The organism is Tropicibacter alexandrii (assembly GCF_003667315.2).
Lineage (GTDB): Bacteria > Pseudomonadota > Alphaproteobacteria > Rhodobacterales > Rhodobacteraceae > Tropicibacter > Tropicibacter alexandrii.
On the sequence record NZ_RCTZ02000008.1, the window covers coordinates 12,764 to 30,122 of the forward strand.

The following is a 17,359-nucleotide window of genomic DNA, read 5'->3' on the forward strand; positions in this document are numbered from 1 at the left end:
TTACTCCTCTTCCCGAGCGTCAGACTCGGTTTCGATCTCGTCATACTTGGATTCGTCTACAGCCTTGCGGGCGCGCAGCGCCTCGCGGATCAGTTCATCGGTCAGGATCAGCTTGGCCTCGGCCAGCCAGTCGAATTGCAGGCCGACGGTGACGTCTTCACCATCCTGCTCGATGTTCACCAGAACCTCGGAGCCTTCGACCCCGGCGAGGATACCACGAAAGCGTTTGCGGCCGTCGATCAACTCGGCGGTTTCCAGCTTGGCCTCGTAGCCCTCGTAGGTTTCGAAATCCTTGAGGCGGGTCAGCGGGCGGTCGATGCCGGGGCTCGAAACCTCAAGCGTGTAAGCGTCGGAAATCGGGTCCTCGACATCCATGACGGCGGACACGGCGGTCGAGATTTCGGCGCATTCATCGACCTCGATGCCGCCCTCGGGGCGTTCGGCCATGATCTGAAGGGTCGGCGTGTTGCCGCCTTGCAGGCGGATGCGGACCAGTTCGAATCCCATGTCCTCGATCACCGGGGCGATGATCTCGGCGACGCGGGCATCCATGCCGGTCTTGGCGATCAGGTTATTCATACGGGGCTGCCTTTCGGGCATAAAAAAACGGGCCAAGCGGCCCGCACATCGTTTCGGTAGCGCGTCGGGTTTGGACCCCAACGCACCGCTGTTGAGCCGCATATACGCATTTGCCCCCGAGTCTGCAAGGGAAACGTGCAGAGCGCTGCTTCAGGCGATCTGGCAGACCCGCCGCGTGGCGGCTGCATAGCCTTCGAGACCGAGGCCCGCGATCACCCCATCGGCCCGCATCGAGACATAGGAATGGTGGCGGAACGCCTCGCGTTTGTGGACCTGAGAGATGTGAACCTCCATCACCGGCCCTTCGAATGCGTTGAGCGCATCGAGGATCGCAATCGAGGTATGGGTGTAGGCGCCGGGGTTCATCACGATGCCGCAGGCCTGCTCGCGCGCCTCGTGGATCCAGTCGATCAGCTGGCCCTCGTGGTTGGACTGCATGAGTTTGACGTCAAAGCCCTCGGCGCAGGCGGCGCGGCAGAGGGTTTCGACATCGGCGAGGGTTTCATGGCCGTAAATGTCCGGCTGACGTTTGCCGAGCAGGTTCAGGTTGGGGCCATTGAGGATGTAGATGGTCTTCATGTCGGTCTTTCTCGGGCAAGGCTTGGGTAGGATGGGTGATCACCCATCCTACTTCGGGTCAGGCAAAGGTCAGATGCACCTTGGACGACCGGGTCCGGTCGCCTGCGGTTTCGAAGGCCTCGTGGGCATCTTCCAAGGCATAGCGCCCGGTGATCAGCGGGCGCACGTCGATTGTCCGGTCGGAAATCGCTGCCACCGCCGCGTCGAATTCCGAGTGGCGAAAACGCTGGGTGCCTTGGAACGTCAGTTCCTTGCCCACCAAGGGCTGGATGGGCAAGGGCAGCTCACCGGTCACGCCAACCTGCACGATCCGCCCCTGTGGCCGGGCGCAGGCAATGGCCGTGGCGACAGCGGGTGCCGCCGCGGAGCATTCGAACACCACATCGAAATGGCCCTTGTCCGCCTTGAACGGCTCTAGCGTCTCGGATTCGGTCAGCACGTTGACCGTTTGCGTCGCGCCCATGGCGCGCGCGACCTGCAAGGGAATGTCCTGAAGGTCGGTCACCACGACTTCGATAGCCCCGTGGTGGCGGGCCACGGCGGCACAGAGCGCGCCGATCGGGCCAGACCCGGTGACCAGAACGCGTTTGCCCGCAAGCTCGCCCGCCATCTGGCCCGCATGCAGACAAACCGCCAGCGGCTCGGCGCAGGCCGCCTCTGAAATGTCGGTCGTGTCTGCGACGGGCACGCATTGCGCGGCCTCAACGATCATCCGGTCGCGAAACAGGCCCTGCTCGTGCGGGACCCGCATCGCCGATCCGCTGAAACGCATGTTCAGGCAATGCGTCGTCAGGCCCTCGGTGCAGTACCGGCAGGTTCCACAGGGCCGCGAGGGATTGATCGCGATCTTCTGCCCCTCGGTGAGGGACGTGACGCCGGCCCCGAGGGCCACCACCGTCCCGGCGGCCTCGTGGCCGAGGATGATCGGTTCACGCACGCGAATGGCGCCAAAGCCGCCATGCTGGAAATAATGCAGGTCAGAGCCGCAGATGCCGCCGGCGCCCATCGCAACGATGACTTCGCCCGGTCCGGGATCGGCGAGCGTCTCTGTCTCGATGCGGATATCGCCTTGGGCATGCAGGCGGCAGACTCGGGTTTGCATGGCTTGTCCTTGCTGAAGGGCTGGTCCGCCCGGCATAGCGCAGAGCGCGACGGTCGCCAAGCCGCAGGTTGGGCCACGGGCGCACGCGGCAAATCCGCAACCCTCGGCCCTGTCGCGCAGGGCCGTTAACCAATCGTTCACATATGGATGACTACGACTGGCTCAGAGGAAAGTTTTCGATGCGTGAAAGAAAATTCATGCCGGTCCCGGGGAACGCAGCGACCCGATCGCCCGTTCGGGGCGACGCGAATGTGAAGGGAGGATGATGGACATTCCGGCTGTTCTGATCCCGGCGCTCCTGCTGCTGTCGACCGGGCTGGCCGCCTTGCTGTGGCGCGAGCGCGCGATGCGCCAACGGCTGTCGCTTCAGCAATTTGCGCTGGTGCAGGAACTCGGTCACGCCCTGCCGGTCGGCCTCACCATCATCGATGCAAAGGGCATGATCGTCTATGCCAACGAACTGGTTCTAAAGGACAATGCCGGAACCGGAATCGCGAAATCGGTCGGCGGTAGCTACGAGGCCGGTTTGCGCCGCGCGATGGAAGAAGGCGGGCTGTGGCATCCGGAGATGAGCCATGACGCTCTGCTGGATCATTTTCTGAACGAGGCCATGCGCGACGGGTATCGCGGCGAATTCCGGTTCAAGGATGACAGCGCTTTTGTCCGGATCACGCGTCACCTGAGTTCTGGGCATATCGTGCTGATCCGCGAGGACGTCTCGGACGCACATGCCCGCCTGCGCGAGATCGAAAAGCTCAACCGTGCCCTTCAGGACCGAATCCGCGTGGCTAATGCCACAAACGACGAATTGCGTGCCTTTGCCTATGCCGCCTCGCATGACCTGAAGTCGCCCACCAACACCTCGATGATGCTTGTCGATGCCATCCAAGAGGACCTCGATGGTGGCATGGCCGCCGAGACCGAGGAAATGTTCGACGACCTGCGTGCGACGCTCGATCGTATGCAGGTGATGATCGCGGATGTGCTGGATTACACCAATACCATCGGCGAGGAATTGACGGTCGAGCCCGTTTCGCTCGACGAGGTGGTGGCCGAGGCCTTGGCCGACCTGCGCGGCGACATGCAGGGGCTGGACGCCCGGGTCGAAACCGCTCCGCTGCCCGAGGTTCAGGCCAACCGGGGGCAGATGCGCCTTCTCGTCAACAACCTGCTGTCCAACGCGGTGAAGTTCCGAAAGCCCGGAACGTCGCCGACGATCCGGATTGGTCCCGTCGACAATGGCGAGGCGGGGATGATCGGCTTCTTCGTCGAGGAGGACGGCATCGGCATCGACCCGAAATACCACGAGCGGGTTTTCCAACTGTTTCAAAGGCTCAACCCTGCTACCGTGTACGAGGGCACGGGGATGGGCCTTGCGATCTGCCATCGTATCGCGATGAACCACGGTGGACATATCGACCTGCGTTCGGCGCCGGGCGAAGGGGCGCGGTTCACCGTCTGGCTGAAGGAGAGGGTGCAATGATTTCCAATCTGATGCTGATCGACGACAACGACCTCGACCAAAAGATGTGCGCGCGCCTGATCCAGCGATCCGGGCTTGTCGGAGAGGTGCATGGCTTTCTCATGGCCGAGGACGCGCTGGATTTCCTCGCAGAAGACGCCGCGCCGCGCATCGATGCAATTCTGCTCGACATAAACATGCCGCGCATGGACGGGTTCGAGTTCCTCGACGCGGCGGCGACCCGGCTGGGCGATCGGTTTCAGGAAATCCCGGTTTTCATGTTGTCGACCTCGGAAGCCTGCACAGACAAGGCGCAGGCCCGCGACTACGACATGGTGCGGGGCTTTTTCGGAAAGCCATTGGACAGTTCCCGGCTGGCACGGCTGGCCGAAATCGTCGAGAGGGAAGGACCCGCGACCGGTTGAGGAAAATCGGAAATTCTACAATTTTTCCTTTATGATCGCGTTCACTTTTCTGCGTCAGGTTGATTGCACCCTGGTGGGTGTGTATTGGTTCGAGGTGATTGGGTTTGACCGCTTTGCCGGTTGCGGGTCTTCGAACCTTGTTCGGGGACCCGCCTTTGCAGCGGTCGCGACGGGGCCTGTCTGACCAACGCTGCGCACCGCGTCCCTGGCAGGTTGCAAGCACTCAAGTGGTCATCGGTCGGGCCGGTCCGGATGGGTCAGTAAGGGCTTCAATAGATCCGCTGCCGGGCGCTGTCCGCTGCGATTGCAACGCTCTGACTTGGATACAAAAAAGCCGCCAAGGTCTTGAAACCTTGGCGGCTTTTTATGGTGCCCAGAAGAGGCACATAGCTATTGGCCTATCTTGTGTATCCGTGTCCAACTGAATTTATAATATACTGATTTTGCATGGCTATCTTGTCTGGACGTGTCTTGATGTGTCCGGGGCTATCCCATATCTTGGGGTGGATACAGAGGTGGATAAGATTTCCACGCCCCCATAGGACACCCCATGCCAGCACGCGACCGACTGTCTGCCGCTTTTGTGAAATCCGCCCCTGTGGGCAAGCATTGTGACGGTGCGGGGCTGTGGCTAATCAAGCGCGAGGATGGCGGCGCGCAATGGGTGTTGCGGATGACCGTTCACGGCAGACGGCGGGAAATGGGCCTTGGGGGCTTTCCGGCTGTCACGCTGGCACAGGCTCGCAAGCTGGCCGAGGATTGGCGCGCTGTTGTGCGTGCGGGAATAGACCCGGTGAAGGAACGCGAGCGGCAAGCGCGCGAGGCGGCGCGGGCGGATCACACCTTGCGCACCGTGGCCGAGGAAGCCTTTGAGGCGCGCAAGGCCGAACTCAAAGGCGACGGCAAGGCGGGCCGTTGGTTCTCGCCCCTCGAATTGCATGTGCTGCCCAAGCTGGGCGGCGTGCCTGTCGAGGACATTGACCAGCGCGACATTCGCGACACCCTCGCCCCGATCTGGCACGCAAAGGCCGAGACCGCGCGCAAAGCGATGAACCGGCTCAACATCGTTCTGAAACATGCCGCCGCGCTGGGCTTGGATGTGGATTTGCAGGCGACCGAAAAAGCCAAGGCCCTGCTGGGCAAGTCGCGCCACGAAGCCCAGAACATCCCGGCAATGCCTTGGGCCGATGTGCCCGCCTTCTACGCGACCCTGACGGAACAGACAGTCACACACCTCGCCATGCGGCTGTTGATCCTGACCGGCGTGCGCTCTGGCCCGCTGCGGATGCTGCGCCTTGACCAGATCGACGGCGATGTGTGGACCGTGCCCGGGGAGGCGATGAAGGGCCGCAAGGGCACAACCTCGGATTTCCGGGTGCCGCTGTCGTCCGAGGCCTTGGCGGTGATCGACCTCGCCCGCCCCTTTGCGCGCAAGGGCTATCTGTTTGCCAATCCGCGCGGGACCGTCCTGAGCGATATGACCCTATCCCAGCACATGAAACGCGCCAAGCTGGAGGCCCGCCCGCATGGCTTCCGGTCCTCTCTGCGCGATTGGCTGGCCGAGGCGACAACCGCCCCGCACGAAGTCGCGGAAACCATGCTGGGGCATGTGACCGATGGGGCCGTGGTGCGCGCCTATCGCCGCACGGATTTTCTGGACCAACGGCGGGTGCTGCTGGAGCGATGGGCCGACCATGTGACCGGCGGCGCAGGTAAGGTAGTCAAGCTGGCGGGGGCTTCTCAATGACTACGCCTGATTTTGCAGAGGCGGTGCGCCGATCCAAGAAATTCCTAGAGAGTGGCTTCCGGGCCAACTTTGCCCCAACTGCTGACGGCAAGCAAATGATGGTGGCTATGGAGCCACCGCAAGCACGACTTACGCATGGTGCGGGTATGATACGCCGAAACCCAGAGCACTTGTTCCGTTGGGCGCAGGAGGATGCGGAAGGCTTTGATACAGCAAAGTTAGCTGTAGCGTATACTCTGGAACAGGGCGAACCGCTTCCTGACGAGGCACGCCAATGGCTGATAGCTATGCTCAAAGGCGAAATTGTTCGCCCAAAAGCTAAGGCCGGGCGAAAGACAAAAGAATGGCATGAAATCTTGATTTGGATGGCTGTTCGGTCGCGCGTGGACGAAGGCATGACTGCCAGCAGAAACGACGCAAGCGAACCGATAAGCGCGTGTGATGCTGTTGCCGAGGCGCTTAAAGAACTTGGAACCACACCGGCCACCTTTGAAGGGGTCAAGCGTATTTGGTTTCGAATGGAGGCGAAAGTAATTCCCGGCATTCCGCCAACGTAACCCGTGGAGCAACAATCAAATCAAATGTTGCCTCATGAGGAGCATCAAAAAATTGAACATCATCGTGCCATCTTGAACAGCTTGAGGCGGCATAGGATATGCAGAGATTTATCACTCTTAGCGAACTTCGTGAAAAGCTGGGCGGTCGTTCCCGTTCTGCAATTTACCTCGATATGGAAGCCGGACGCCTTCCCCTGCCTTTAAAGCTGGGTGGGCGGCTTTATTGGCCCGAGGACGAACTTGATGCGCACCTTCGCGCGATGCGTGGGGAGGCGGCGTAATCATGGACCGCAAGCAAAACCCCGGTGCGCCGTTGGAGGGCGCAACCGGGGCCAATCACCCTTCCCATACCAATGACAAAGGCACGCGCAGCGTAGCACGTAAACCCCGCCGCAAGGAAGCGGGAAGACCTTACCGGGTAGCCACACGGCGGGCCAACGCGTCCGTACCGTTGTCTCAGGTTGCAGCCTCTGGCCGTCTATGCGCTGGCCGTGCCGCTGATCTGGGGGCGAAATAATGGACGCTCGCACCTTGACCCTCGCCTTGGGCGGCAAATGGCATCAGCGTTATGGCACCGCGCCTTGTCCCGTTTGCCAGTCGCAACAGCGCCAAGGTCAGAACGCCTTGACGCTGGCCGATGGTGACGCGGGCCTGCTGGCCCATTGCAAGAAAACCGATTGCGCGTTTCGCGATATTCTGGGAGCGGTAGGCATCGCCCCCGGAGGCTACACCCCGCCCGATCCGGCGACCATTGCCCAGCGCGAGGCCGACAGGAAGGCTGAGGAAAAGCGCCGCGCCAATCAAGCCTTTGCCGTCTGGAAGGAAACGCAACAGATCACCGGCACCGTGGCCGAAACCTATCTGCGCGGGCGCGGGATTATCTGCGACCTGCCGGATACCCTGCGCTTTCATCCGGCCTGCTGGCACGGGGCGACGGCAACCCGGCATCCGGCGATGGTGGCCTTGATCGAAGGCGGCGGCGACTTCGCGGTGCATCGCACCTATCTGCGCGCCGATGGCGCGGGCAAGGCGGGCGTGTCACCTGACAAGGCCATGCTCGGGGCCGCGTCTGGTGGGGCTGTCAGGCTCACGGATGACCCCGGCCCGCTGGTGGTGGTCGAGGGCATCGAAACCGCGCTGTCGCTCGCCTGTGGCCTGCTGCAACGCCCCGTGACCATCTGGGCGGCGCTGTCCACCTCGGGGCTACGCAGGCTGTCTCTACCTCCTTCACCGGGCCGTCTGACCATCGCCCCCGATGGCGACGACGCGGGCCGATCTGCCGCCTATGCCTTGGCCGAACGGGCGCACGCCTTGGGGTGGACCGTCTCGACACTTCCCGCGCCAAACGGGCGCGACTGGAACGATATTCTGCAAAAGAAAGGGGGCCAGGTATGACCGCCCCGGAGCCAATCCCCTTCGCCCCGGAAGGCCCGCAACCGCTGGTGCGCGAAATCGCCCCCGGTGCGGCCTATCCCGTGCAGAACCTCGGGCCGCTGCGTGCTGTTGTCGAGGCGGTGCAGGGCATGACACAAGCCCCTGTGGCTATCCCGGCTGCATCTGCGCTGGCCGTGGCATCGCTGGCCGTCCAAGGCTTGGCGGATGTGCAGACCTTGGGGGGCAAGCGTCCCGTTTCCCTCTATGCCTTGACCATTGCGAAAAGCGGTGAACGGAAATCAAGCTGCGATGCACCGTTGATGGCGACATTGCGCGACCATGAACGCGAAAAGGCCAAATCGCACCGTGCGGAAATGCAGAGATTTGAGAACGCCTTGGCGCTTTGGGATGGCGAACAAAAACGCATCTTGGGTGAAGTGAAAAAAAGAAAGGGCGAAAATCGCACCGCTGCCGAGGCTGACCTTGAGGCGCTGGGCGAACCGCCGATTGCCCCGGCACCGCCTGACCGCACCGTGTCCGAACCCACATTCGAGGGGCTGACCCGCCTTTTTGCGATGGGGCAACCATCGCTCGGGATATTCAGCGATGAAGGCGGGCAATTCCTTGGCGGGCACGCGATGAACAGCGAAAACCGGCAAAAAACCTTGGCGGCGTTGAATGACCTTTGGCAAGGAAACCCTATCAAGCGCACGCGGGCTGGGGATGGGGCATACAGCCTCTTTGGGCGCAGGCTCGCTGTGCATTTGATGGTGCAACCGTCTGTTGCTCGGGCTTTCATGGCCGACCCGCTGGCGGCTGATACCGGCTTTTTGCCGCGCTTCCTGATCTGCGAGCCGCCCAGCACAATCGGCACGCGACTACATCGGAACGCCCAGCGCGATCCGGCGTCAATCGAAGCATTTGGCGAAAGGCTGCGCGACATTCTCGACAGGCCAATGCCTACGGGTGACAATGACCGGGAACTGTCGCCCCGGCACTTGCCGCTGTCGTCCGAGGCTGAGGCGCTGCTGATAGCCTTCGCGGATGAAACCGAGGCGGCGCAGGCTCACGGCGGCAAGCTGGCGCACGTCACGGGCTATGCGTCCAAGGCGGCAGAACAGGCGGCGCGCATCGCTGGGGTGTTGACCCTCTGGCATGACTTGCGCGCCCCGTCTGTCGAGGCGGGGGACATGCGCGACGGCATCGCATTGGCCCGCTACTACCTGTCCGAGGCTGTGCGGCTGGCCGATGCGGCGACCGTCAGTCAGGAAATCGACCGGGCCGAGGCGCTGCGCAGATGGCTGTTGGACAAGTGCCCGGATAATGACGTGATGGTGCGGGACGTTCTGCAATATGGTCCAAACCCATTGCGGGAAAGCCCCAAGGCAACCGCCGCGCTGGTGCTGCTTGAGCGCCACGGATGGCTCATTCCCTTGGAGCCGGGAACGGTGGTCCGTGGCCGTGCGCGGGCAAAGGCATGGCGGATTGTCAGAGAGCAAGGCGGCTGACCGGCTGCTACACCCGCTACAATCGCTACACGCCTAGAGTTTGCAGCGGTTGTAGCAAGTGTAGCAGGGGGAGGGCAGGTGAAATCTCTGGGGCATACGCTTGGAAACCCGTTCCGCCCCTGTGTGCGCAATATCACCGGACCAAAAGGGGGGGTATCCCCCGGCATCACACAACAGGAAAGACGAGAAAACATGGCAAAGGACTTGGAGAAACCAAAGGTGCGACCGGCGGGAAAGTTGGATCACGACGCGCCCCGCTTGGCTCTAGAAATGGGCGATGATGGGGTGCTGAAAGTTGACATTCCCGGCCAATGGGGCCGCATCATGGAAGCGTCTCGCAACTGGACGGTGCTGGAAGGATTGGTCGCGCATGTGACGCATCTCGGGGCCGAGGGGCAAAAGCACGACCAACAGGCATCGAACTTCGCGCTGGGCTTTGTCGACGCAATGGAACCGCGCGACCCTGCCGAAATGTTGCTACTCACCCAAATGGCGGCGACGCATCAAGCTGTGATGATGATGGCACGGCACCTAAACCATACGAAAACGATCCAGCAAAAAGACTGCGCTGAAAAGGCGTTCAACAAAACCGCTCGAACCTTCGCGACTCAAATGGAAACTCTCAAACGCTACCGATCCAAAGGGCAACAGGTGGTGCGCGTCGAACGTGTGACCGTCGAAGCGGGCGCGCAGGCGGTGGTGGGGAATGTCGAGGCCGGGGGTGGGACAAATCTCTAGGGGGTTGGCCTTCGGGACCGGCGGGGATAGCCAAATTTGCGCATCCACGAAATGGAGAACCTAGGGGGGTGACAATGAAACCTGACGACAACCCCATGCAAAGGGCACATGCCGCGCCACGATGCAGCGCCAAATCAAAACGCTCGGGCCTTCCGTGTCGCGCTCCGGCGGTGCGAGGCTGGAACGTCTGCCGGATGCACGGCGCAGGCGGCGGGGCACCCTCTGGCGAGGCGAACCCGAATTGGAAGAATGGGGGCAGATCGCGGCAGGCTGAACAGGTGCGCATCCTCGCCAATTCACTAGCGAGATTGCAACTTGGCTTGGGTCGCAGCTTGTTCGAAGACTGACAATGCGCGAACCGCAAATGCGCAGGCATTTCATTCGCGGGTTGCGCTCACCCTGTCTCAGTCGTCTAGTGGCGCTGCAACGAGCGCGGTGAACCAATGGACCCAAATTCATTTATCGAGAAATGGCAGGCTGTCGAACTCAAGGAGCGCAGCGCCTCACAATCTCACTTCAATGACTTGTGTGCCCTGCTGGGCATCGAAAACCCTATTTCCGACGATCCAAAAGGGGAATGGTTCACCTTTGAAAAAGGCGCGTCCAAGACCTCAGGCGGCGAAGGCTGGGCGGATGTTTGGCGCAAGGGCTGTTTCGCTTGGGAATACAAGGGCAAGAAAAAGGATCTCGACAAGGCCTTTGACCAGCTCTTGCAGTACGCAATCGCTCTGGAAAACCCGCCCCTTTTGATCGTGTCGGATATGAACAGGTTTCGTATCCACACGAACTGGACAAACACCGTCCAGAAGGTTCACGAATTTTCCCTAGAGGACTTGCGCGACGCGGCAACGCGCGACCTGCTGCGCGCTTGTTTCGAAGACCCTGAAAAGCTGAAACCCGCCAAGACGCGGCAAATGCTGACCGAGGAAGCGGCGCAGGCCTTTGCCACCTTGGCCCAGCGCTTGCGCGAGCGCGGCAATGACCCAGAAACCGTCGCGCACTTCGTCAATCGTCTTGTCTTCTGCATGTTTGCCGAGGACGTGAACCTGCTGCCGAACAAGATGTTTCAACGCATGTTGGAGCATTGCGAACACAGCCCGCAAGATTTCGAAAGCTACGCCCGCACCCTCTTTGCCGCCATGCAAAAAGGCGGGGTGGTGGGCTTTGAAAAGGTCGAATGGTTCAACGGGGGCCTTTTCGACAATGACACCAGCTTGCCCTTGGAAAAGCGCGATGTGCTGGACCTGCTGACCGCCGCGCGGCTGGATTGGTCTGAAATTGACCCGTCCATTCTGGGCACCCTGTTTGAACGGGGGTTGGACCCGGACAAGCGCAGTCAGCTTGGCGCGCATTACACCGACCGGGACAAGATTATGATGATCGTGAACCCGGTCATTGTCGAACCGCTGCTGGCCGAATGGGGGCAGGTGCGGGACCAGATCGAAGCCTTGATCGACAACGCCCCCAAACAGACCAAGGACAAGCTGCTACGGGGCAAGGAACTGGCCGCGCGCACCAAAGCCCTGAACACGGCAGAGACATTGCACCAGCAATTCCTTGACCGGCTCAAGGGCTTTCGCGTGCTGGACCCGGCCTGTGGGTCGGGGAACTTCCTGTACCTCTCCCTTCTGGCGCTCAAGGACATTGAACACCGCGTCAATCTGGAGGCCGAGGCGCTGGGCCTGCCGCGTGGCTTCCCGTCCATCGGGCCGGAATGCGTGAAGGGGATAGAGTTGAACCCCTACGCCGCCGAACTGGCCCGCGTGTCTGTCTGGATTGGCGAGATTCAATGGATGCGCCGCAACGGCTTTGAAGCCGCCCGCAACCCGATTCTGCGCCCCTTGGGAACGATTGAATGCCGGGATGCGGTGCTGGCCCCGGATGGGACCAAGGCTGATTGGCCGGAGGCGGATGTAGTGGTGGGGAACCCGCCGTTTTTGGGCGGCAAGAAAATGTTGGCAGAACTTGGGGAGGGCTACGTCAACGCGTTGCGCAAGGCATTCAAGGGCGACTTGCCAGCCTTTTCAGACCTTGTTTGTTATTGGGTCGTCAGGTCTTCCCAGCAGATGGCTAAATCTAGCTTAGGTCGCTTTGGTTTGGTGACGACGAACTCGATCCGGGGAGGCAAAAATCGGGAATCTTTGCGTGCGGTGCAAAAAGTCTCATCAATATATGAGGCGTGGTCAGATGAGGCTTGGGTGGTTGAAGGCGCTGCTGTCCGGGTCTCGATCATTTGTGCGGGTAATCCATTAAGCGGCAAGATAGCCCTAAATGGAGAGATTGTTCCTTCTATAAACTCAGACCTGACAGCGCACTTTACCGAAGACAAGATTGATCTGACCACAGCTGGGAAACTTCACGATAACAAAGGTGTGGGATTTATCGGCCTTCAACCGTCTGGGCCATTCAGTATTTCCGGAGATCAAGCAAGGGAATGGCTCTTGCAACCCTTGAACCCGAATGGATTTTCTAACTCTGACGTTCTTGAGCCTTATTGGAATGGATTGGACATCACTCGGAGGAGCCGGGACGTTTGGATTGTTGATAGTGGCCCTGAGATGACTTTGGAAGAATTTGCTTTGTTCGAGGCACCTTTTGAGTACGTAAGACAAAACGTGAAACCCAAACGAGATGCTAGCAGCGTAAAGAAGTCTGCTGAAACATGGTGGCGTCATTGGTGCCCGAGGCCTGAACTGCGTGCGGCTATAGGGAGTTTGCCGAGGCATATAGCAACCGCACGTGTTGCTAAGCATAGGCTTTTTACGTGGGTGCCTAGAGGTGTGTTGGTCGATTGCCAAGCCATTGCCATAGCGCGCGATGATGATGTTACATTCGGGATACTGCACTCATCTTTTCATGAGGTTTGGACATTGCGGATGTGCACTTTCCTAGGGGTCGGCAATGACCCGCGCTACACGCCCTCCACAACCTTCGAAACCTTTCCCTTCCCCAAGGGCCTGACCCCCAACATCCCCGCCGCCGCCTACGCCGACGATCCGCGCGCGCAGAAAATCGCTAAAGCCGCCGCGCGGCTCAATGAATTTCGCGAAAACTGGCTCAACCCGCCTGATCTGGTGAACCGCGTGCCCGAGGTGGTTGAGGGTTACCCGGACCGCATTCTGCCCAAGGACGACGCGGCGGCAAAGGAACTCAGGAAACGCACCTTGACCAACCTTTATAACGCCCGCCCCGCATGGCTGGACCATGCCCACAAGGCCTTGGATGAAGCGGTGGCCAAGGCCTATGGCTGGGGCGACGATTGGCGCGCGGGCAAATTGACCGAAGACGAAATCCTCGCCCGCCTGTTCCATCTCAACCAAGAGCGGGCAGCGCAGCAATGAACGCATAGCAGGAGGGGCAGGCCATGCCTTCGGACGTCCAGACTGTCAAGGTTGAACTCTCCGACTTGCTGGAGGTGTTGGCAATCCGAACCAAGATGGGCCGTGCCCCGATAGGTTCGCGCGCAACCGGCTTGCGGGACGCGGCGATTTACCCGGTCAAAGGCGGCATCGAATTTGAAATGCCGGGGCTGTCTCAGGTGATCCGTGTGAAGTCGGGTAAGCTGACCGAAAGCGCCGCGTTCAAGATCAAGACCCTTCCGAACATCATCAAGCTTTTGAAGTCCTATGTGGGGCAGGAGCAATTCGCCCAGATCGAACTGAGCAAAGACAGCGTTTCGTTCCGCTGCGCGGGGAGCAAGGTTTCGTTGACCCGCTACCCTGTGGATTGAGCGGGCGTTGCCTGACTTTCGGGGCTGATTCGACGGCTGTCCGAGGCCCTGAGGCGGCAATCCTTGGCGACAAATTCCGATCTGCTGAAAAACGCCTGAACCAAGCCTGTATGGCCCGCCGAAAGGGGGATATGGAGGTGGATAGGATTTTCGGAAGATGCAAAAAAGCCCCCAAGGTCAATACCTTAGGGGCTTTCCATGGTGCCCAGAAGAGGACTCGAACCTCCACGGCCTTTCGGCCACTGGTACCTGAAACCAGCGCGTCTACCAATTCCGCCATCTGGGCACATCAGGTGAGGGAGCTTCTACGCATCGTCATCAGGGGTGTCAACAATCTTTTTGAAAAGAATTTCGGCGCGGCAATGACGCGCCTTGCCCGCACCCGCACACACAGGTATTCAACCCCTGTCACAGCCAGAGGGAGACGGCCCGATGTCGAAACTCGTCACCATTTTCGGCGGATCCGGATTCGTCGGACGCTACATCGCTCGCCGCATGGCGAAAGAGGGCTGGCGCGTTCGCGTCGCCACCCGCCGTCCCAACGACGCGCTGTTCGTGCGCCCCTACGGGGTGGTCGGGCAGGTCGAGCCGGTGCAGGCGAATATCCGCGACGACGCCAGCGTCCGCGCCGTTCTCAAGGGCGCCGACGCGGTGGTGAACTGCGTGGGCACCTTCGACAAGGGCGGCAAGAACAACTTCGATGCCGTGCAGGTCGAGGGCGCTGAACGCATCGCTCGGCTCGCCGCCGAGGAGGGCGTTGCCCGGATGGTCCACATCTCGGCCATCGGTGCGGACGAAGAAGCTGACAGCCTTTACGCCACCTCCAAGGGCAAGGGCGAGGCCGCCGTGCTGACGCACATGCCCGGCGCCGTGATCCTGCGCCCCTCGGTGATCTTCGGCAACGAGGACGCGCTGTTCAACCGCTTCGCCACGATGATGCGGTTTTCGCCGGTGCTGCCGGTGGTCGGCGGCGAGACGAAGTTCCAGCCGGTCTATGTCGACGACGTCGCCCGCGCCGCGGTCAAGGGTGTGCTGGGGCAGGCTGCGGGGGGCGTCTACGAACTGGGTGGCCCCGAGGTCATGACCTTCCGCGAGATGATGCGCGAGATGCTAAGCGTGATTCGCCGCCGTCGCGCCATCATCAACCTGCCGTTCTTCGTGGCCGGTCCGATGGCGTCGATCATGGATCTGGGCCAGACGATCACCCTGGGCCTCGTGCCGGCGCAGATCACCCGCGATCAGGTCAGGCAGTTGCATCACGACAACACCGTGGCCAGCGACGCGCAGGGCTTTGCCGCGCTGGATATCGAGCCCACGGCGATGGAAGCTGTTCTGCCCGACTACCTGTGGCGCTTCCGCCCGTCCGGGCAGTATGCAGAGATCAAGGATTCGGCAAAGAACCTGCGCGCGCACTAACTCTTGCCCCATCCAAACCGAAAGGCGGCCCCGCAGGGCCGCCTTTTTCATTGGGTCAATGTGTCTGGCGCAACTGTGTCAGCACCTTGGCGTTGCAGCAGCCCGGCGGGGCGCTGGCCTGCCCCGGCACCTGCCGCGACAGCCATTCCTCGCAGGCCTCGACCAAGGCGCAGCCCCGGCAGCAGGTCACCATCCCGGCATAGGTCGATGCGGCAAGCTGCCCGCGCTGCATTTCTTCGGACAGGCTCAGCCCCATCATCCGCGCCACGCTGCGCGTCAGGAAGAAGTGGCGTTCCGGATCGCCAAGGTGAAGTGTCATGCGATGCTCTCCTCGAGTCGCGCCCGGATTCGTTCCAGCCGCGTGTTGTTCAGGCAGGTGTCCGGGACGTCGCGCGGCACGTTGCCGGAATGGTCGAGCCAGTGCCCACAGCCTTCGGCCCATTGGCAGCCACGGCAGCGGCCAACGATGGCGGCCCAGTCCTGCGAGTCCAGCAGGTCGCGTTCCCACGCGGCGACCAAGTCGACGCCGGTCGCCTTGGCCATGCGCTGGACAAGCCAGAAATGCGCGTTTTCATCGCCCAAGGGCCGGATGCGGGGGGTCTGCTCCATGCGCTCAGCCCCGTGCCTTCAGCTCGCGAAAGACGTGGGCGTTGCGGCAATAGTCCGGCGTTGCATCGGCGGGGCTTTCCTGTGCCGCCAGCCAATGGTCGCAAGCGCCGGGATCGGTGCAACCGGTGCAGCGCAAAACTGCATCCTCCAACTCGCCGATGGACAGGTTGCCGCGCAGCACCTGCTCTTCGAGGTCGATCCCCTGCGCGGTGGCCATCCGGTCCACCAAGGCTGCGTGACGTTTCAACGTGCTTCGGCTTTGCATGATGCGTTCCCTTCCCCTGTGATTGCCGTCAGGGTAGCGGATCGCACCAAGGCCGCCTTGATACAGGTCAACGCGATGGAAAGTCGTTTGAAGGCAAACGCTTACATGCTGTCCACGGTCTGCTGCACGACGCGAATCCGTGAGGCGTTGGGCGGATGCGTGCCGAGAAAGCGATTCCCCGGATCGGGCAGGCGGGTAAAGAAGGCCGAGCCGCGCACCGGGTCGTATCCTGCCTTGGCGGTGATGATCGTGCCCAATCGGTCGGCTTCCAGTTCGAATTCCTTCGAAAAGACGCGGCCGCCGATCTGAGCCCCGCGCTCTCCTGCCTCGCGGACCAGTTCGGGCGTCGCGCCCAGAATCGCTGCCGTGCCCGAAGCGACGACCGCGCCGTACATGGCGCTTCTGCGGGTCTGTTCGAGATGCGACAGGATGTGGTGCGCCGCCTCGTGCCCGATGACGAAGGCCAGCTCGTCCGGGTTCTGAACCGCCGCGATCAGACCAAGGTTGAAGGCCAGAACGGGCCGCCCCCAAGCGTCCTCGGTCTGGTAGGCATTGGGCTTCTGGTCCGGACCGTCATCTATGACGATCCGGAAATCGCAGTTCAGGCCACGGGTCCGGGCGCGACATTCCTGTTCGGCCACGGGCTCCAGCGCGCTGGCGACCTCGACGAATTGCCGCGCGGCCTGCGCGCTGACCGGCGCCGCGCCCGGCGGGGGCGGCAGGTCCAGTACGGGGGCGATGTCGGTACAGGCCGAGATCAAGAGGAAAAGGACAGGGAGAAGACGGCGCATCGTGAATCCTGACAAGGGGTCGCTCAAAGATAGGCGCGACATTCTGGCCGTGCCAGCCCCCTTGACCGGGATGTGAAGCGTAGCACCCTTTGGACATGCCACGCACAACCGTCGTTTACAATGATACCTGTCCCATCTGCTCGCGAGAGATCGCAGCCTACCGCGCCATGTCCGGCGAGGATGGGGCAATTTCCTACCAAGGGCTGACCAGCTGCGATCTGGCGGATTACGGCCTGACGCCGGATCAGGCGGCTCGGCGTCTGCATGTGATGAAGGATGGGCGCATGTTGTCGGGCGTTCCGGCCTTCGCCGCCCTGTGGGACGACCTGCCGCGCCTGCGCTGGCTGGCCCGGTTCGTGCGCCTGCCTGTGGTCCGGACGTTGGCGGCTGCGGTGTACGACTACATCTTGGCCCCCGCGCTGTATGCGCTGCACAAATGGCGGCAGCGCCACGCGTGAGCCCTTTCCAAGCGGTCCC

19 protein-coding genes and 1 tRNA gene are annotated in these 17,359 nt (G+C 61.5%); 12 read left to right on the forward strand and 8 right to left on the reverse strand.

From position 1 onward, the window contains the following. The 3 genes from rimP to D8Z78_RS11830 form a co-directional block, all read right to left on the reverse strand. On the reverse strand, positions 1 to 579 hold the full coding sequence (gene rimP / locus D8Z78_RS11820) for a ribosome maturation factor RimP (RefSeq protein ID WP_121631154.1): 579 nt from the start codon (positions 577 to 579) through the stop codon (positions 1 to 3). A gap of 150 nt (positions 580 to 729) precedes the next feature. Next, entirely contained in the window at positions 730 to 1,158 is a 429-nt protein-coding gene (gene aroQ, locus D8Z78_RS11825) for a type II 3-dehydroquinate dehydratase (protein WP_121631155.1), read from the reverse strand. A gap of 58 nt (positions 1,159 to 1,216) precedes the next feature. Next, positions 1,217 to 2,260 carry an L-idonate 5-dehydrogenase gene (locus D8Z78_RS11830; RefSeq protein WP_121631156.1) on the reverse strand — a complete coding sequence of 348 codons (1,044 nt, stop codon included), beginning with the start codon at positions 2,258 to 2,260 and terminating at the stop codon, positions 1,217 to 1,219. A gap of 265 nt (positions 2,261 to 2,525) precedes the next feature. Between D8Z78_RS11830 and D8Z78_RS11835 the strand changes: the two genes are divergently transcribed. From D8Z78_RS11835 to D8Z78_RS11880, 10 genes are all read left to right on the forward strand, one after another. Continuing rightward, complete coding sequence (locus D8Z78_RS11835) at positions 2,526 to 3,743, forward strand: sensor histidine kinase (protein WP_164932950.1); 1,218 nt, start codon at positions 2,526 to 2,528, stop codon at positions 3,741 to 3,743. Further along, positions 3,740 to 4,147, forward strand: a complete 408-nt coding sequence (locus D8Z78_RS11840) for a response regulator (protein WP_121631158.1) — start codon at positions 3,740 to 3,742, stop codon at positions 4,145 to 4,147. Before D8Z78_RS11835 ends, D8Z78_RS11840 begins: the two co-directional genes overlap by 4 nt. A 550-nt stretch (positions 4,148 to 4,697) precedes the next feature. Next, complete coding sequence (locus D8Z78_RS11845; protein WP_121631159.1) at positions 4,698 to 5,894, forward strand: tyrosine-type recombinase/integrase; 1,197 nt, start codon at positions 4,698 to 4,700, stop codon at positions 5,892 to 5,894. Then, positions 5,891 to 6,451, forward strand: coding sequence for a hypothetical protein (locus D8Z78_RS11850; protein WP_128910778.1), 561 nt, complete (start codon positions 5,891 to 5,893; stop codon positions 6,449 to 6,451). Before D8Z78_RS11845 ends, D8Z78_RS11850 begins: the two co-directional genes overlap by 4 nt. Before the next feature lie 98 nt (positions 6,452 to 6,549). Further along, positions 6,550 to 6,732, forward strand: coding sequence for a helix-turn-helix transcriptional regulator (locus D8Z78_RS11855; RefSeq protein ID WP_121631161.1), 183 nt, complete (start codon positions 6,550 to 6,552; stop codon positions 6,730 to 6,732). A gap of 235 nt (positions 6,733 to 6,967) precedes the next feature. Beyond that, a complete protein-coding gene (locus D8Z78_RS11860; protein WP_206169678.1) occupies positions 6,968 to 7,846 on the forward strand; it encodes a DUF7146 domain-containing protein in 879 nt (292 codons plus the stop codon). Beyond that, positions 7,843 to 9,333, forward strand: coding sequence for a YfjI family protein (locus D8Z78_RS11865; protein WP_121631163.1), 1,491 nt, complete (start codon positions 7,843 to 7,845; stop codon positions 9,331 to 9,333). Before D8Z78_RS11860 ends, D8Z78_RS11865 begins: the two co-directional genes overlap by 4 nt. Before the next feature lie 192 nt (positions 9,334 to 9,525). Further along, the gene (locus D8Z78_RS11870; protein ID WP_121631164.1) at positions 9,526 to 10,071 is read left to right on the forward strand and encodes a hypothetical protein; all 546 of its coding nucleotides are present in this window, start codon (positions 9,526 to 9,528) and stop codon (positions 10,069 to 10,071) included. A 443-nt stretch (positions 10,072 to 10,514) separates the two neighbouring features. Beyond that, positions 10,515 to 13,412 carry a class I SAM-dependent DNA methyltransferase gene (locus tag D8Z78_RS11875; protein ID WP_121631165.1) on the forward strand — a complete coding sequence of 966 codons (2,898 nt, stop codon included), beginning with the start codon at positions 10,515 to 10,517 and terminating at the stop codon, positions 13,410 to 13,412. Between the two features lie 23 nt (positions 13,413 to 13,435). Further along, entirely contained in the window at positions 13,436 to 13,801 is a 366-nt protein-coding gene (locus tag D8Z78_RS11880; RefSeq protein WP_121631166.1) for a hypothetical protein, read from the forward strand. 199 nt (positions 13,802 to 14,000) lie between these two features. On the opposite strand, the gene D8Z78_RS11885 is transcribed toward D8Z78_RS11880, so the two are convergent. Further along, positions 14,001 to 14,087: transfer RNA gene (locus tag D8Z78_RS11885), tRNA-Leu, on the reverse strand. A gap of 146 nt (positions 14,088 to 14,233) precedes the next feature. On the opposite strand from D8Z78_RS11885, the gene D8Z78_RS11890 reads away from it, so the two are divergent. Next, a complete protein-coding gene (locus D8Z78_RS11890) occupies positions 14,234 to 15,217 on the forward strand; it encodes a complex I NDUFA9 subunit family protein (protein WP_121631167.1) in 984 nt (327 codons plus the stop codon). Between the two features lie 55 nt (positions 15,218 to 15,272). Here the strand turns inward: D8Z78_RS11890 and D8Z78_RS11895 are convergent, their stop codons facing one another. The 4 genes from D8Z78_RS11895 to D8Z78_RS11910 all read right to left on the reverse strand — a co-directional run bounded on the left by D8Z78_RS11895 (position 15,273) and on the right by D8Z78_RS11910 (position 16,882). Beyond that, positions 15,273 to 15,536, reverse strand: a complete 264-nt coding sequence (locus D8Z78_RS11895) for a DUF6455 family protein (RefSeq protein WP_121631168.1) — start codon at positions 15,534 to 15,536, stop codon at positions 15,273 to 15,275. Beyond that, positions 15,533 to 15,826 carry a DUF6455 family protein gene (locus tag D8Z78_RS11900; RefSeq protein ID WP_121631169.1) on the reverse strand — a complete coding sequence of 98 codons (294 nt, stop codon included), beginning with the start codon at positions 15,824 to 15,826 and terminating at the stop codon, positions 15,533 to 15,535. Before D8Z78_RS11900 ends, D8Z78_RS11895 begins: the two co-directional genes overlap by 4 nt. Positions 15,827 to 15,830: 4 nt before the next feature. Further along, the gene (locus tag D8Z78_RS11905) at positions 15,831 to 16,091 is read right to left on the reverse strand and encodes a DUF6455 family protein (protein ID WP_121631170.1); all 261 of its coding nucleotides are present in this window, start codon (positions 16,089 to 16,091) and stop codon (positions 15,831 to 15,833) included. A 101-nt stretch (positions 16,092 to 16,192) separates the two neighbouring features. Continuing rightward, positions 16,193 to 16,882 (reverse strand): M48 family metalloprotease, encoded by a 690-nt coding sequence (locus D8Z78_RS11910; protein ID WP_121631171.1) that lies wholly within the window; start codon positions 16,880 to 16,882, stop codon positions 16,193 to 16,195. Between the two features lie 95 nt (positions 16,883 to 16,977). On the opposite strand from D8Z78_RS11910, the gene D8Z78_RS11915 reads away from it, so the two are divergent. After that, complete coding sequence (locus tag D8Z78_RS11915; RefSeq protein ID WP_121631172.1) at positions 16,978 to 17,340, forward strand: thiol-disulfide oxidoreductase DCC family protein; 363 nt, start codon at positions 16,978 to 16,980, stop codon at positions 17,338 to 17,340. Positions 17,341 to 17,359: the final 19 nt, after the last annotated feature.